Here is a 14,796-nt window from a genome sequence, read left to right on the forward strand (position 1 = left end):
AGAGTCTTATGTGGATGAAGCGTGTGGCGGCGGGCCTGGCCGCGCTGCTCCTGGCCGTCTTCGCCCTGCCGTCGGCCGCGTGGGCGGCGCCGACGCTGACCCTGAGCAAGTCGACCGGGCTCGCCGACGGTGAGCGGATCACGGTCAACGGTTCGGGTTTCACCCCGAGCATCACCCAGATCGCGATCGGGCAGTGCATCGCCGAGGTCGCCGGTCCGACCGACTGCAACCTCGCCGGCGGCGCGGTCTTCGTCAACGCCGACGCCACCGGCAGGATCCCGCCGACGACGCTGAAGCTGGCGGTGAAGTTCGGCAGCTTCGACTGCACCAAGCGCCAGTGTGTGATCGCGGCGCAGCTCCTGCCGTCGTCCGCGAGCGATGCGATCGTCAAGGCAAACAAATCAAGCAAAAAGATCACCTTTGGTACGGTGAAAGCCTCCACGGCACCGTCCGGCCCCCCGACACCGAGCCTGCCCCGGACCGGACCCGGCGACGAGCACTGGGTGATCCTGCTCGGCGGGACGGCGCTGCTGCTCCCGGGAATCGGCTTCCTGCTCCTGCTACCGCGCCGCCGGACCGCCTGATCGAGCCGCTCATATATCGATAAATACCCGGAGCAGATGTTCCGGGTATTTTGCCGTTTGCCCAGGTCACGAGCTGTTGAGGCCCCTGTCTACTCTGCAAGAGGTCAATGAAGATCGTTGTTCGACATCGACATGCACGCAGAGACCAAGAGGGGTGCCGCGTGCCTTTCCCCGTGACCATCGACGGTGGCAGCATCGTCCTGCGCGAGCTTCAGGACGAGGATCTGCCCGCACTGACAAGGCTCTACACCGATCCCGAACTCACCCAGTTCATGGGCTTCGACCAGCTCACCGCCGAGGCCGTCCCCGGCGCGCTCCACGCCCACCTCGTCGCCGCCCGGCGCGAGCCCCGGACCCAGTACACCCTCGCCATCACCGTCGACTCGTCACCCGACCTCGTCGGCGTCGTGCGGCTGCTCGTCGAGGAGTACGGCCGCAACGCCATGCTCGGCGGCCTCATCGTGATCCCCGAATCGGCGGGGGTCGGCCGGGGCGTCGAGGCGTCGCGGCTGCTCATGGCCTATGGGTTCGGCCCGCTCGGACTGCACCGGATCTGGGGTGGCCGACGTACCGACTATCTGCGCATGCACGACCGGATGACCCGCCTGGGCCTGCACCAGGAGGGCTTCATGCGGGAGCTCTTCCACACCCACGGTGTGTGGCACGACGTGATCAGCTATTCCGTACTGGCGCACGAGTGGAAGCCCGATGGTGCCGAGGTCGCGATCATGGAGGCCGGGAACCGGGAGCCGCTCGTCACATCCGGCCCGGCGGGCCTGGAGTAGGAGCGATTCGATGACGATCGTCGACATGCTGGCTCGCCACAAGCGGGTCGGCACCACGCGGGCCTGGCAGCCCGAGTTCTTCCGCCTACCGGCGGACCAGAAGGGATTCGCCGGACTGCTGGGGTCGCACCGCGTACGCGAGGTCTGCGACACCATCGATCAGCAGGTCGACGACCTCGTCGCCACCCTCAACCCCGCCCTGCGGGAGGACAAGCCGCTGCTCGACGGCATCGCCGCCGAGTACATCGGCGGCGTCCCGCTCTGGCAGCTCGGCACCTGGGTCTTCTACCCCTGGTCCGGGCGGCTGGTGCACCTGCTGCCCCGGGACGACTTCCGCCTCCTGCGTACGGACCGCAACCGCGGCAAGATCAGTCGGGAGGAGCAGCAGCACCTGAGCGGCCGCCGGATCGGGATCATCGGACTCTCGGTCGGCAACAGTGCGGCGCTCACCCTCGCCACCGAAGGGATCGCCGGAGGGTTCAGCCTCGCCGATTTCGACACGCTGGCGCTGTCGAACCTCAACCGGCTGCGGGCCGGCGTACACGACCTCAACGTCAACAAGGCGGTCATCGCCGCTCGCCAGCTCTTCGAACTCGACCCCTACCTCGACATCGACATCTACCCCGACGGGCTGCACGACGGCAACATCGAGCAGTTCTTCACCGGCGGCACCGGCCCGATCGATCTGCTCGTCGAGGAGTGCGACGAGCCCCGCATCAAGCTCGCCGCCCGCGAGTGGGCCCGGAGCTGCCGGATCCCGGTCGTCATGGACACCAACGACCGGGGCATGCTCGACATCGAGCGCTTCGACCTGGAGCCCAACCGGCCGCTGCTGCACGGCATCCTCGGCTCGACCACCTCGGCCGACCTGCCCAGTCTGACGAGGGCCGAGGTGATCGAGAAGGTGCTCGCGATGATCGGCACGATCAGCCCGAAGCTGGAGGCGTCGATCCCGAGGATCGGCGTGACGCTGAGCAGCTGGCCGCAGCTGGCGTCGGGGGTCAGCCTCGGCGGGGCGCTCGTCGCGGATGTGTCCCGGCGGGTGCTCCTCGGCGAGCTGTGCGAATCCGGCCGCTACTACGTCGACCTCGACGACCTCATCCGCGACGGCCTGTCCGCAGACCCGCTGGCGTTGGCCGCGGACCGCTAGCCCACGGCGAATCTTGAGCGTTTTCCGGTCTTTCGGCGACGGAAAACGCTCAAGATTCGCCGGTCGTCCGAATGACCGGACGGGGGCGCTCGCGCAGAATCGGCGGCATGGCAACCGTTGCGGGGCCCTATTGGCCGATCGCTGTCATCGCCGTGCTCGCCGCCGTCCTCGCGGTGGCACGGATCAGCTGGCTCGCGCTCTTCCTGCGCCGGGCGGGCTCCGCACCCGGTGTCGTCATCGAGGTGCTGACCGAGACGAAGCGGATCGTGGGCTCGCCGGGCCGGACCAGCACGCTCTACCGGCCGGTCGTCGAGTACGCCCACCCCGACGGCCGCCGCATCCGCTACACCGAGGCGACCGCCACGGGGCCGACCCGTCCCGTCGAACCGGGGCAGGACGTGACCGTGCGGTTCGACCGTCAGCGGCCGGAGCGGGCCACGATCGGCGACCTCACCGGCAAGCAGATGGGCGGCCTCACCGCTTTCGCCGTTCTGGCGCTCCTGCTCGCCGCAGCCGTCGTCCTGGCCGGCCGCGCTCGGTAACGCGGTGTCGATCTGCTCGATCGCTGATCCAGGCGTCGGGATCTCGCCCTGGCATGCAGGGAACGCCCCGCGATCACCGGGCGGAAACCGGTGGTCGGCGGCGGTGGTCGCCGTTAGGCTCGCCGTCGATGATGCACGAGGGTGAGATCCGGACAGATGCGGAGCTGGTCCGCCGCCTGGTGGCGCGGCAGTTCCCGCAGTGGGCCGACCTGCCGGTCACGCCGATGCCGATCGGGGGCACCGATCACGCGCTCTACCGCCTCGGCGACGACCTGATCGCCCGGATGCCGCGGATCGACTGGGCGATCGACCAGGCCGCCAGCGACGAGCGGTGGCTGCCGGTGCTCGCCCCGCATCTGCCGCTGACCGTGCCCGCCCCGCTCGGAGTCGGTGAGCCCGGCGAGGGCTACCCCTGGCAGTGGTCGGTCGTGCCCTACCTGCCCGGCGAGAACCCGGCCGGGGACAACGTCGACCTCGACCGCGCGGCGGTGGATCTCGCCGCCTTCGTGCTCGCGCTGCACTCCGTCGACACCACCGGCGGCCCGGTCAAGGCAGGCATGGACCGAGGTGTGCCGCTCGCCGCCCGCGACGAGCTCACCCGGACCGCGATCGCGGAGCTCGGCGATCGCGTGGACACCGCGGCCGTGACCCGGGCCTGGGACGACGCGGTGTCGGCCGAGCCCTGGGGCGGCCCGCCGGTCTGGATCCACGGCGATCTGCAGGCGGGCAACCTGCTCGTCCACGACCGGCGGCTCTCGGCGGTCATCGACTTCGGTGCGCTCGGTCTCGGTGATCCGGCCCCGGATCTCGCACCGGCCTGGAGCGTCTTCGACGCGTCGTCGCGGGAGACCTATCGCCGGGCGCTGGGCTATGACGAGGACACCTGGCGGCGGGGCCGGGGCTGGGCGCTGTCGACGGCACTCGTCGCGATGCCCTACTACTGGGACACCGCGCCGGCGATGATCGCCGAGGGCAGGTTGAAGATCGCCGCCGTCCTCGCGGATCTCGGCTGACACACCGCCGCTCCGGCTGTCTCCTGGGTCGATACTCTCCGCCACTGTGCCTGCGGGGGGAGCGCAAGGTGCGCGCGGCGCTTTGCTCTGCTTACACCGACGCATCGGCCACTAGATCCGGATATTCCCGGTGATGCGTCCGTGTAAGCAGAGCAAAGCGCCGCCGTCGGTGAGTGCCGCCCGGCCGACTGACCTGACGCTGCGTAGTCGCCGGTTCGGAGGCCCGCGTGCGTCCGGCCGGGTGCCCTGGGAGGAGGCCGGACTCAGCCTCCGATGAGGCGGATCAAGGCGATGACAAGGAGCACCAGCAGGCAGATTCCGCCGATGAGCCATCCGATCGCCGCGGTGGCGAACACCGCCGCGTTCACCGGGCCCAGGGGAGCGGCCGGATCCGCTGCCCGCCGTTCCTCGGGCGAGAGCCTCCGTTGCAGGATGGCGGGCTCGGGGTCGGCCGCAGGGCGGGAGAACTGGCCACCGAAGCAGGCGAGGACGCCGAAGGAGAGCAGCACACAGGTGAGCCAGGTGGTGTAGAGGGCGCCCGGATCGAATCGCCGGGAGTTCGACGAGAGCTCGGGGGAGAGCGGGGCGAGGAACCAGGCCAGGCCGGCGACGAGTACGCCGTAGCCGAGCAGCGTTGCCGTGGTCCGCAGACCGTGCCGGATCGACGCACCCGCAGCGGCCGCCGGCACCACCTGCAGCAGCGTGCCGACCAGAACAGTGACCAGGAAGAACGCGATGATGGCGAACCCGTCGTCGCGCACCTGCCGCCGGACCGCTCGGAGCAGATCGATCTCGTGCGACAGGTCGTCGAACCAGACCGCACCGGCGATGCCCACCCCGATCGCGACCAGGCCGAGGAGAACGCGCAGCCAGCGGCTCCGCAGGAGGGGAGAGTCGATCATGGCCGACATGGTAGCCGCGCCGCGCACCCGCGGAGGGCCGGCTCCGGCGAGCCCTCCGCGGTGACGGTCAGTGGTCGCGCAGGAGCGAGCCCGCGCCGTGGACCTTGTCGGTGATCCCGTTGTCGCGCAGCGCCATCCACCAGGTCGCGGCGTTGATCGCGATCACCGGTTTGCCGAGCCACCGCTCGGCCTCGTCGGCGAGGCGGACCATCGACAGGTTGGTGCCGCACTGCACGATCGCGTCCACGTCCGGGCCGTCGACGGCGAGGATCGCCCGGCGCAACTCGTCCTCGGTGACGTGCGCTATCGCCACCGCCGTGGGGCACTTGAGGCCCTCGATGGCGGGGACCTCGAAGCCGATCTCGGAGAAGAAGCGGACCACGTTCTCGTCGCCGACGGGCTGGTAGGGCGTGACGACACCGATCCGGCGGGCGCCGAAGAGCTTCAGCGCCCGCTCGCACGCCTCGGCCCCGGTGGCGACCTCGAGGCCGGTGATCTCGTGGATCTGCCGGACGAACTCCCGGTTGCCCTCGACACCGCCCCAGAACGTCTCCGCCGACATGCCCATCACCATGTAGTCGGGCTCGCAGGTGAGGACCCGCTCGCAGGCGGCGCCGATCTCGTCGCGGATCTGCACGAGCAGGTTTTCGAAGTCGGCGTCGCTGGAGAGGTCCTGGTTGCGGATGTGGATGCGGGAGAAGTGCGAGGTCACGCCCGGCACGGTCATCGAGTAGAAGTCGGGTTCGACGATCGTGTTCGTCGAGGGCGCGATGACGCCGAACTTGCGGCGCCAGCCGAGCGCGTCGGTCATCGGGCCACCTCCTCGGGGCGGGCGGCGCCGCCGGTGCGGGCGACGGCACGGACGGTCAGGAACGCGGCGAGCAGGAACAGCCCCTGCGCCGTGGTGTTGGTGCCCTGCTCGATCCACTGGAAGCCCAGCGTCTCGTGCTGGGGATGGTGGCGCAGCGGTACGAGTCCCATCACGGCGATGATGCTCACCGCGTAGAGCACCATGGCGAACCATGCGCCCCGGCGGGCGGCGATGACGGCGCCGGTGATGCTGATCAGGGTGATGCCCGCGGTGGCGAGGACGAAGATCGGCTGGATGCTGCCGATGGCGACGGCGGCGATGCCGGTCAGGGCGGGCACCAGCGCGTAGGGCCACCAGGGCATCGAGCGGTGCAGCGACCAGAGCAGCAGGCACGCACCGGCCGCCATCAGCGGGAAGAGCATGCCGGCGAGCCAGCCCAGATCGGGACCGTCAGTGGCGACGATGATCTTCCAGGCACACTTGGCGAGGCCCCCGGCGACGATGAGCACCGCGCCGATGCGTCCGAGCCGGACGCGGCGGTCATCGCCGGAGAGCCCGCCCAGCAGGTAGAAGCCCGCGAAGGCGAGCAGCGTGGGGACGAAATCCTCCAGCGCCAGGATGAGCGGGTAGTCCGCGGGGGTGCTCATGACTCCTCGCCGAAGATGTCGCGCTTGCGGAAGGCGGTGGCGAAGCGGGCGAACGCCTTGCCCCGGGTCAGCCACGCGACCCGGCCGCCGTTGGACTTGCCGGCCAGGACCTTCTCCGCCAGCCAGGGGGTGACGGTCTCGACCCGGTCGGCGAGGATGTTGAAGATCTTCTTCGCCTTCGCCCACTCCTGCGCGGTGTAGTCGCCGCGCAGCAGGTCCGTGGCGACGATGCCGGGGGAGAGGTGGTGCACGGTGACGCCGGTGCCCTCGACCTCCTTGGCGAGGCTGTCGGTGGCGTAGGTGACCGCCCGTTTGGTGCTGCCGTAGGGGGTCATCCCGGCCCGGGTCATGCCGTTGGAGCCGAAGCCCTCCATGTTCCACAGGGCGCCGTGCCCCTGCGCGGTCATCGCGCCCAGCACGACGGCGCTGGCGTGCAGCAGCCCGCGCAGATTGAGGTCGATGATCGCGTCGAGATCGGCGGGCTCGTGCTCCCAGAGCTTGCGGTTGGGCAGCGACATCCCCGCGTTGTTGACCCAGATGTCGACGGCGCCGAAACGCTCGACGGCGGCATCCCAGAGATGGCGGACCGCGTCGCGGTCGGTGACGTCGGCGACGACACCGAAAGCGCCCGGGACCAGTGCGGATGCCCGCTCGACCGCCTCGTGGGAGCGGCCGCAGAACACGACCTTCGCGCCTCGGGCGGCGAACTCGCGGACCAGGCCCTGCCCGATGCCGCGGGTTCCGCCGGTGACGACGACCACCTTGCTCATGCCGACTCCCACTCCACGACGCCGTGCAGGACACTGTCGAGCTGGTTGCCCTCGGAGAACTCGTAGACGATGGCGAGCCGCCCGCCGGCCGACATGCCGGGCTCGGCGTCGATGGCGACCTCGCGGCTCTTGATTTTGGTGACCCCGCCGAGGTGCAGGGAGCCGAAGACGGCCCGGCCGAAACCGATGCCGTTGCCCCAGGCCTGCGGGCCCTCGTAGAAGTGCCGGTTGCCGTCGCGCCGGGCGGTGACCTCGGCGGTGTGCTCGATCGCCCCGGTCAGCACGAGCGTGCGCCGGGTGTGCAGCAGGTCGATCGGGGTGAGTTCGATCCGCACGTCGACGCTGCCGCGCAGCTTCTGGTCCGCGCCCCAGAGCTCGCAGGTGCCGACGAAGGCACCCGCCTGCTTGGTGGGGAGGATGAAGGGGACGGGGCCGCGCCGGGTCTCCTCGGCGAGATAGGCGGCGACCCGGGCCTGCGTGTCGGGGTTGTCGGCGTGGTCGGTGGTCCGGGTGTAGAGGCCGTTGAAGCAGCCCACCACCGACCAGCCCTGGTAGAGGACCGAGGAGTAGACCTGGGTCTCGCCGTCGGGGAGCACCTGGTTCCAGGTGTTGAGGTCGACCTGCCACCCGGGGCCGTAGTAGTGCGAGTCCACGAAGGAGCCGTAGGGCTGGCCGGTGCCGAAGAAGTCCGGCCCGGTGTAGACCCGGTTGGCGTCGGAGTCGACGACACCGAAGGCGAAGGGTGCGCCGAGCCGGAACTGCCCGGCGAGCGGCCCGCCGCCGACGAGGCCGCCGTCCATGTAGTAGGTGGTCACGCCGTTCTCGAAGACCGACGAGCGGCGGATCTCCTCGAAGCCGCACCACGTGCCCGCCGCGTCGAAGAGCGACGGGCGCCCGTGCCACTCACCCGCGATGCGCTTCTGCCACTCGCTGGGCTCACTCATTGGCGATCAGCTCCGCCCGCAGCGCATCGGTCGTCGCGTCGCCGAGCAGCCGGGAGACCTGTGACCAGACCGGGTCCACGTCGCGGCTGAAGATGTTGGCGCGCACGGCGGCATCGCGGCCGGGCAGGTCGGTGTCGGCGAGGGTCGCGGTGACGTCGGCGTCGAAGCCGCCTTCCACGAGCGAGGACCAGTGATCGGCGTACGCGTCGACGTGCTCGCCGATGCCCGCGAAGGCCTCCTCGGTGGCCCGGTTGACCAGCATCCACGGCGACATGACCGCCCGCTGCCGTGGCCCGACGGCAGCCGCCGTGAGCCCCTCCTGCGCCGAGGCGGCCTCGAAGACCGGCGTCAGCGGGTGATAGGCGGCGTCCACATAGGAGAGGTGCGTGGCGAGGTCGGCCCGGGGGATCAGGTCCAGGTGGAACGCGTGGTAGGACCCGCCGTAGACGCTGTCGAGCGTGAAGTGCGGCACCGCCGACTCCGGTCCCGTGAAGGCGAAGATCATGTGGCTGTCGAGGTGGATCATCGGTACGACGAGCCCGACATACACCAGCTTCGCGACCGAGGTGCCCCGGAAGACGCGCATCGAACCGACCGGCTCCGGTGACATCGGGCTGACCAGTTTCGCCAGCGGCGTCTCGACCTCGACGAGGTCGCCGTGGCGGGCCACGATCCGGTTGAGGGTGCGGTCGCACAGCTCGAAGGGCAGGCTCACGAGTTCTTCTCCTCGGCATCGGTCGCGGTGGCGTTCGCGGCGTCGTTCTCAGCGGCTTGCGCCGCATCCCAGGCGGCCTGGACGGTGGGGTGCTCGCCGCGGGCCTTGTGCACCCAGGCGCGGGCGAGTTCCGGGTTCTCCTTGCGGGCGGGCGACGGGATGACGGTCGCCTCGCGGCGCGGTACGTCGCCCATGATCTTGTCGGCGTCGGAGAGCATCCAGCCCTTCTCGGCCAGCTCCTGGCGGCGGCGGCGATAGGTGACGGCGATCTGGTCGCTCTTGATGTGCAGCTCGGCGCCGAGGTCGAAGGGGAGCAACTCGGGGCGGACCTTGTTGACCACCTCCGCGTCCTGGTAGAAGATCTTCAGCGTCCGCTGGATCGCGTTCTTGTCGGCCCATTTACCGGTGAAGAAGGTACGCAGCGCGACCCACTTGACCAGCGTCGTCGTCTCGTCGATCGGGATGTTCGTGTCGTAGATGATCAGGTCGCCGATCGGCAGCCGGACATGCAGCTTGATCATGTTGGGCAGCATCCACCCGGCGCTCGTCGTCACGGGCGGCCGGTTCTTCAGGTCGCTGGAGTTGCGGTTGAGGTATTTCCAGATCCCCTTGGGCTGCGGGGGATAGAGGTCCACCGTCGCGAACGCCGACCACTCGTCGGGCTGCTCGACCTCGTACTCCGCGACCTCGGGGCGTTCGGGGTTGCCGAAGGAGCCGGCGTGGACGAAGGGCGCGTGCGCGATGTCGCAGCCGTTCTCCAGGATCCGCTCGTAGTTGGCCTGCCACAGGAATTCGCCGGTCACGGCGCGGAACTTGCCGCCGTTCTCCACCAGGTTGTCGAATTCGGGCCAGACCGGCATCGGCGGGCGCTCCGCCTCGGCGAGGTCACCGAGGAAGACCCAGATGAAGCCATATTTCTCCTGCACCGGATAGGAGTCCACCCGGGCCTTGCGGGGGATGCTGCGGCCGGGCAGGTTCGCCGGGATCTTCACGCAGGCGCCCTCGGGCTCGTACTCCCAGCCGTGATAGGGGCAGACGATGCTGTCGCCCTTGGTCCACCCGCCCGACAGCGCCGCACCCCGGTGCACGCAGAGGTCCGACAGGGCCACCGGGCGCCCCTTCGGCGTGCGGTAGAGGGCGAGGTGCTGGCCGAGTACCGTCACGCGCGACGGCTTGGTGGTGACCCGGTCGGCGAACTCGACCGCGTACCAGAAGTTCTTCAACATGGTGGTGCTACCTCCGCTGGATCGAGGCGATGCCGGGGCGCTTGATGACGCTGTCCAGGCCGGCACCGTCACCGCGGAGGTGCGCCTGGCAGAAGGTGCCGAGCAGGTCGGCGAGCAGGTGGCGGATCTGCTCCGGATCGCCGTCGGCCGGCTGGTCCAGGAAGGCCCGCGCGGCGGTGTGGTCGACCGGGTGCACGATCGCGAAGTGGTTGGCGCCCGCGAGCCGGACCAGCAGGTTGCCGCCGTCCCGGTCGGGCAGGCCCTCGGCGAAGGTACGCGAGATCGGGTCGACCCTGGTCGCCGCGTCCTCGCCGTAGCGGTCGGCGGAGCCGTTGATGACACCGTCGTTGGTGCCCGCGACGAGCAGGACCGGGCAGTCGGCCTGCGCCGGGAGCACCGTCCCGGCGGGCCAGCCGAGCATCGTGGCGACCATGGTGTGCGCGCCATAGGTCGCGACCGCCCGCACCTCCGGCACGAAGCTCGCCGACTGCAGCGCGACCGTGCCACCGGCCGAGTGACCGATGAGCGCCACCCGGTCCAGGTCGAGCAGCCCTTCCAGCGGCCCGGTCATGGTCCGCAGCGCGTCGATGACGGGGCGCAGCGAGGGGGTCGTCGGCCGCTTGCCGTAGCCGTCGGGCCGGGCCGCGTCGAGGTCCACGCCGGGCGTGATGCCGTGCAGCCCGCCGAAGAGCGTGCCGACCCAGTCATAGGTGACCGCGACGATCCCGCGTTCGGCGAGCGAGCAGGCGAGCCAGCGATAGGCGTCCTGCCCGACGTTGACGCCGGAGACGATGATCGCGACAGGGAAGGGGGCGTCGGCCGCGTCGGCGGCCATCACGCCGGAGAGGCGCTCGCGGTCGCTGCCGTCGGGTGCCGCCGGGTAGTAGACCCGCAGGTGCGCGGTGTCGAAGGGCTGGTCGTAGCCGGGGATCGCGGCGGCCCACCAGACCGAGCGGATCACGGTCACAGCGGACGCTCCGACTGCCGGTCGCCGCCCCAGAGGGCCCGCACCAGCTTGTCCGTGGTCTCCTGGCCGAAGAGCCGGACGCCCATCACGTTGGCCGGGTCGCGGTCGGCGATGTTGCGCCGGATCGCCAGGTCCGTCGCGGCCTGCGCCTCGCGCTCGTCGGCGGGCACCTGCTCGGCCTCGTCGACCCACCGCAGCCAGCGGTCGACGTAGTCGGTGAGGACCTGCCGGACCACGCCGATGTTGCGCTCGCTGCGCTCGAAGGAGTAGCAGTACGCCGTGGGGCTGAGGCTGGCCCGGATGAAGCCGGCCCGGCTCACGAAATACTCGAACTCCGGGTCGTTGCGCAGGGTTAGCCAGTCGGCGTCGAGCGGGGCGTAGTACCTGTCGTAGTAGTCGCCGTCGACGACCATGTTGGTCCGCGGCACGCCGTCGACGTAGAACCAGCCGCCCGGCCACACCAGCAGCGCGATGCCGAGGTGCGGCACCCGGATCTGCGGGCCGAGCCAGACCGTCAGGTGCAGGTTGGCGAAGCTCGCGTTGGGGTTGCCGATCCAGGAGTGGACCATCCAGTCGACCTCGGGCCCGGAGTAGGCCGCGAGCGAGCCGCCCGCGCCGTCCGGGTAGTCGCCGTAGGCCTCGAGCTCCAGAGTGGACGGATCGCGGTGCAGCTCGAACCGCGCGTCGATCTTCGCCCTGAGCTCGGCGAGGATCTCCTGGAACTGGTGGAACGTGTCGTGGACGTCGATGACGGGCGAATTGTCGACCATGTCCTCGACGTGCTGGAGGGTCTCGGCCACCTAGGACTGCCTTTCCGTGAGTGCTTGAACGAGCCGCCAGGGGCGCCCGTCGACGAGGTCGGTGCGGCGCGAGACGAGCCGGTTGGCGGCCTGCGCGGGTGCGACGGCTGCGCTGCCCACCGGCTCGCCCGCCGGGATCTCGGTGACCACGGGGTGGCTGATCCGTCCGGTGAACGGCCCCTGCCACGCGGTCCAGAGGGTGAAGTCGCCGGAGAGGGCGAGGATCGCCGAGGGCTGGTCGAGGGGCGCCGCGGCGATGACGTTGAGCCGGTTCTCGGCTGCGCGTTCCCGCAGGCCGAGATCGAGCTCCCACGCCTCGGTCGCGGTGAAGGGGGACGCGACCACGTCCACGTCGGCGAGCGCGGCGAGGCGGTAGGCCTCCGGGAAGATCGTGTCGTCACCGGCGATGATCGCCAGGCGACCCCAGGGCAGGTCGAAGGTGAGCAGCTCGTCGGCGAGCTTGCCGTCGCGGGCCGCGCCCGCCGGGTGCAGCGGGAGCTGGTGCCCGAGCACTCCGGTCGCGTCGAGGAGCACGGCACCGTCGGAGGTGCCGGTGACGGCGTGGGCATCGGTGCCCGCGAGCGCCGTCACGAGTGCTGCCGGGTCCGCCTCGGCGACCACGATCAGCAGCGCGCCGGCGGTGGCGGCGCGCGCCGTCTGGCGTACCACCTCGTCGGCGGAGCCGCGGACCACCGCGACGGGCAGGACCGGCGCGCCCACCGCGGACCTGCGGCCTCGGGGCTCGGCGGCGATCGGGGCGTAGAGCTCGGGGCGGCGGGCGGCGAGGATGTCGGTGCCGTCGGGCCGCAGCTTGCCGTCGGCGAGGTCAGGGTCGATGTCGGCGATCACGACGGCTTCGCCGGTCCGCGGCCCGCGCGCGACCACCGTGCCGTCCGGCGCGACGATCTGGCTCTCACCCGCACCGTGCAACCACTCGGCGGGTACGCCGAGAGCCGCACTGATTCGGGGCAGATCCGATGCGGGGAGCAGCGGGCCGATCTTGTTGGCCGCGACGACCCAGACCTTGTTCTCTGCGGCGCGGACCGGGATGTGCAGGCTCGCCTCGTCGGTGGCGAAGGAGTTGAGGCTGTTGAGCAGCACCTGCGCACCGCGTAGGGCGAGACCCCGGGCGACCTCGTTGATGACGCCTTCCATGCAGGCATACATCCCGAGGCGGCCGAGCGGGGTGGAAAGGATCGGGCCGACCTCGGTCGCCGGGTCGAGGTGGTCGTTCTCGGCCCCCATCAGGGTCTGCTTGTCGCAGGAGCCGACGACCGCGCCGGTCGGGTCGAACATGAAGTTGGTGCCGCCGGTGCGCCCGTCGGGGTAGGCGTGCGTCACGTTGACCTTGATGTAGGCGCCGTGCCGGGCGGCGCGCTCGGCGATCGCGCTGAGGAAACCGTCGCCGGGGCGGGTCGCGATGCGGTGGGCCTCCGCGCGGTCGGCGTAGAACGAGAGATGATTGCAGAACTCGGGCAGCACGATGAGCTGCGCGCCCTGCGCGGCGGCCTCATCGATCAGGCGAAGGCAGGAGGCGAGGTTGGCCTCGACATCCTGTGACGCCTCGAGCTGCACCGCGGCGACCCTCACGGGAGTCATTTCCGGCCTCCGGTTCCCCTAGCGAAACGCTGTTTCCCGAAACTACACTCGGAACCGCGTTTGCAACAGGGGTCAACCGGAGGTCGCAGTGCTCGTTCACGTGGTGCTCATGACGTTTGCCGACGTCTCCGATGCTGCCAAGGCGAAGGATCTTTTGGAAGGGCTGGTGGGAGCGGTTCCGCAGATCCGCACCCTTGATGTCCGTCTGGACGAATTAAAGACGCCGGTCTCGGCCCATCTGTGCCTGACGACGACCCATGACGACGCCGCGGGGCTGGTCGGCTACCAGGAGCACCCGGCCCACCTGGAGGTCGCGGTCTGGCTCAAGCCCCGGCTCGCCGCCCGCACGGTCGTCGACTACACCTCGTAGCACCAACTCTTGAAGAGTTGGTGCTACGGGCGATCCGGTGCTGGCGGATTTCCGACGATCTTGTATCAGGCCGTCGCCGTATCAGCGGGCCTACGCCGGTGCTCTCCTTCGCGACATCGTCAAACGGAGGAGCGAGAGATGACCTACCCAGTCACCGGTGGCAGTTTCATCATCGGCGGAGACGGCGAGCTCAAGGACACCGGCTACACCGCGGTCAACCAGCCCACGAAGAAGAAGCAGGACCCCGCGGTGGTACGCGGTGCCGAGCTCAAGATCGCTTTCCTCGCGGACAACGCGCAGGCGCCGAACCAGGGCGGCGGCACCACGATGCGGGTGAGCCTGATCCAGATCGTCCAGGACAACACGATCGTCACCGACTCGAACGGACTCGTGACCCACCACGGCATCAACGGCTACCAGCCCAACCAGATCCAGGTCTTCGACGGCACCGCCGATGACGGGACCCACATCGACCAGCAGTTCTTCAACCGGTCCGGCGCTGTGATCAACCGCGACCCGCGGTACGCGCAGCAGCGCCTGCTCGGCACGGAGAAGATGATCACGCAGAACCCGAAGAAGGACGGTGCGAAGGTCACCCCGGAGATCGGCGGCGACCGGTCGGCGGCCATCCCGTCGGGCGGATGGGCCGGCGAGCGGGTGAACACGAAGTTCTCCCTGGCGATGCTGCGCGACCAGCCGGGCGCCACGATCAAGACCGGCCCGAACGCGGACACGCTGGTGGGCGGCATGATGTTCGAGATCGCCGTCCTGTTCGAGGCGACGAACTCGACACCCGCCACCTGGGGCGGCTCGATCAGCTGGGGCTTCACCATCGTCGGCGGCCAGGCGGTGCTCACGCCGATCGCGGTCATCCCCGGCGGGGGGCTGTCCCCCCGCTTCATCAAGGCGCGCAACGCCTGGAACGCCGCGGTGGTCGGCGGCAACCCGCTGCTGCAGCTGCCGTGACAGCC

17 protein-coding genes are annotated in these 14,796 nt (G+C 70.1%); 7 read left to right on the top strand and 10 right to left on the bottom strand.

Features of this window, described 5'->3' with window-relative positions:
- The first annotated feature begins 8 nt into the window (after positions 1–8).
- The 5 genes from F4553_RS33370 to F4553_RS33390 all read left to right on the top strand — a co-directional run bounded on the left by F4553_RS33370 (position 9) and on the right by F4553_RS33390 (position 4,074).
- Complete coding sequence (locus F4553_RS33370) at positions 9–584, top strand: neocarzinostatin apoprotein domain-containing protein (RefSeq protein WP_184844373.1); 576 nt, start codon at positions 9–11, stop codon at positions 582–584.
- Between the two features lie 161 nt (positions 585–745).
- Positions 746–1,369 (top strand): GNAT family N-acetyltransferase, encoded by a 624-nt coding sequence (locus F4553_RS33375; RefSeq protein WP_184844376.1) that lies wholly within the window; start codon positions 746–748, stop codon positions 1,367–1,369.
- Positions 1,370–1,379: 10 nt separating this feature from the next.
- Positions 1,380–2,519, top strand: a complete 1,140-nt coding sequence (locus tag F4553_RS33380; RefSeq protein ID WP_246467551.1) for a ThiF family adenylyltransferase — start codon at positions 1,380–1,382, stop codon at positions 2,517–2,519.
- Positions 2,520–2,626: 107 nt separating this feature from the next.
- Positions 2,627–3,061, top strand: a complete 435-nt coding sequence (locus tag F4553_RS33385; RefSeq protein ID WP_184844383.1) for a DUF3592 domain-containing protein — start codon at positions 2,627–2,629, stop codon at positions 3,059–3,061.
- Positions 3,062–3,189: 128 nt separating this feature from the next.
- Positions 3,190–4,074, top strand: coding sequence for an aminoglycoside phosphotransferase family protein (locus tag F4553_RS33390; RefSeq protein ID WP_184844386.1), 885 nt, complete (start codon positions 3,190–3,192; stop codon positions 4,072–4,074).
- Positions 4,075–4,337: 263 nt separating this feature from the next.
- On the opposite strand, the gene F4553_RS33395 is transcribed toward F4553_RS33390, so the two are convergent.
- The 10 genes from F4553_RS33395 to F4553_RS33440 form a co-directional block, all read right to left on the bottom strand.
- A complete protein-coding gene (locus tag F4553_RS33395; RefSeq protein ID WP_184844389.1) occupies positions 4,338–4,976 on the bottom strand; it encodes a hypothetical protein in 639 nt (212 codons plus the stop codon).
- A 67-nt stretch (positions 4,977–5,043) separates the two neighbouring features.
- Positions 5,044–5,787, bottom strand: coding sequence for a maleate cis-trans isomerase family protein (locus F4553_RS33400; protein WP_184844392.1), 744 nt, complete (start codon positions 5,785–5,787; stop codon positions 5,044–5,046).
- The gene (locus tag F4553_RS33405; RefSeq protein WP_184844394.1) at positions 5,784–6,434 is read right to left on the bottom strand and encodes a hypothetical protein; all 651 of its coding nucleotides are present in this window, start codon (positions 6,432–6,434) and stop codon (positions 5,784–5,786) included. The genes F4553_RS33400 and F4553_RS33405 overlap by 4 nt, the downstream gene beginning before the upstream one ends.
- On the bottom strand, positions 6,431–7,204 hold the full coding sequence (locus F4553_RS33410) for an SDR family oxidoreductase (RefSeq protein WP_184844397.1): 774 nt from the start codon (positions 7,202–7,204) through the stop codon (positions 6,431–6,433). Before F4553_RS33410 ends, F4553_RS33405 begins: the two co-directional genes overlap by 4 nt.
- Complete coding sequence (locus tag F4553_RS33415) at positions 7,201–8,148, bottom strand: hypothetical protein (RefSeq protein ID WP_184844400.1); 948 nt, start codon at positions 8,146–8,148, stop codon at positions 7,201–7,203. The genes F4553_RS33410 and F4553_RS33415 overlap by 4 nt, the downstream gene beginning before the upstream one ends.
- Entirely contained in the window at positions 8,141–8,863 is a 723-nt protein-coding gene (locus F4553_RS33420) for a hypothetical protein (protein WP_184844403.1), read from the bottom strand. The genes F4553_RS33415 and F4553_RS33420 overlap by 8 nt, the downstream gene beginning before the upstream one ends.
- Entirely contained in the window at positions 8,860–10,089 is a 1,230-nt protein-coding gene (locus F4553_RS33425) for an aromatic ring-hydroxylating dioxygenase subunit alpha (protein ID WP_184844406.1), read from the bottom strand. Before F4553_RS33425 ends, F4553_RS33420 begins: the two co-directional genes overlap by 4 nt.
- 7 nt (positions 10,090–10,096) lie before the next feature.
- The gene (locus tag F4553_RS33430; RefSeq protein WP_184844408.1) at positions 10,097–11,056 is read right to left on the bottom strand and encodes an alpha/beta hydrolase; all 960 of its coding nucleotides are present in this window, start codon (positions 11,054–11,056) and stop codon (positions 10,097–10,099) included.
- Positions 11,053–11,856 (bottom strand): oxidoreductase, encoded by an 804-nt coding sequence (locus F4553_RS33435; RefSeq protein WP_184844411.1) that lies wholly within the window; start codon positions 11,854–11,856, stop codon positions 11,053–11,055. Before F4553_RS33435 ends, F4553_RS33430 begins: the two co-directional genes overlap by 4 nt.
- Positions 11,857–13,455 carry a nitrilase-related carbon-nitrogen hydrolase gene (locus tag F4553_RS33440; protein ID WP_184844414.1) on the bottom strand — a complete coding sequence of 533 codons (1,599 nt, stop codon included), beginning with the start codon at positions 13,453–13,455 and terminating at the stop codon, positions 11,857–11,859. It abuts the gene before it with no gap.
- A gap of 103 nt (positions 13,456–13,558) precedes the next feature.
- On the opposite strand from F4553_RS33440, the gene F4553_RS33445 reads away from it, so the two are divergent.
- The gene (locus F4553_RS33445) at positions 13,559–13,825 is read left to right on the top strand and encodes a Dabb family protein (RefSeq protein ID WP_312875574.1); all 267 of its coding nucleotides are present in this window, start codon (positions 13,559–13,561) and stop codon (positions 13,823–13,825) included.
- 138 nt (positions 13,826–13,963) lie between these two features.
- Positions 13,964–14,791 carry a hypothetical protein gene (locus tag F4553_RS33450; RefSeq protein ID WP_184844420.1) on the top strand — a complete coding sequence of 276 codons (828 nt, stop codon included), beginning with the start codon at positions 13,964–13,966 and terminating at the stop codon, positions 14,789–14,791.
- Positions 14,792–14,796: the final 5 nt, after the last annotated feature.

This window comes from Allocatelliglobosispora scoriae, assembly GCF_014204945.1.
GTDB classification, from domain to species: Bacteria; Actinomycetota; Actinomycetes; order Mycobacteriales; family Micromonosporaceae; genus Allocatelliglobosispora; species Allocatelliglobosispora scoriae.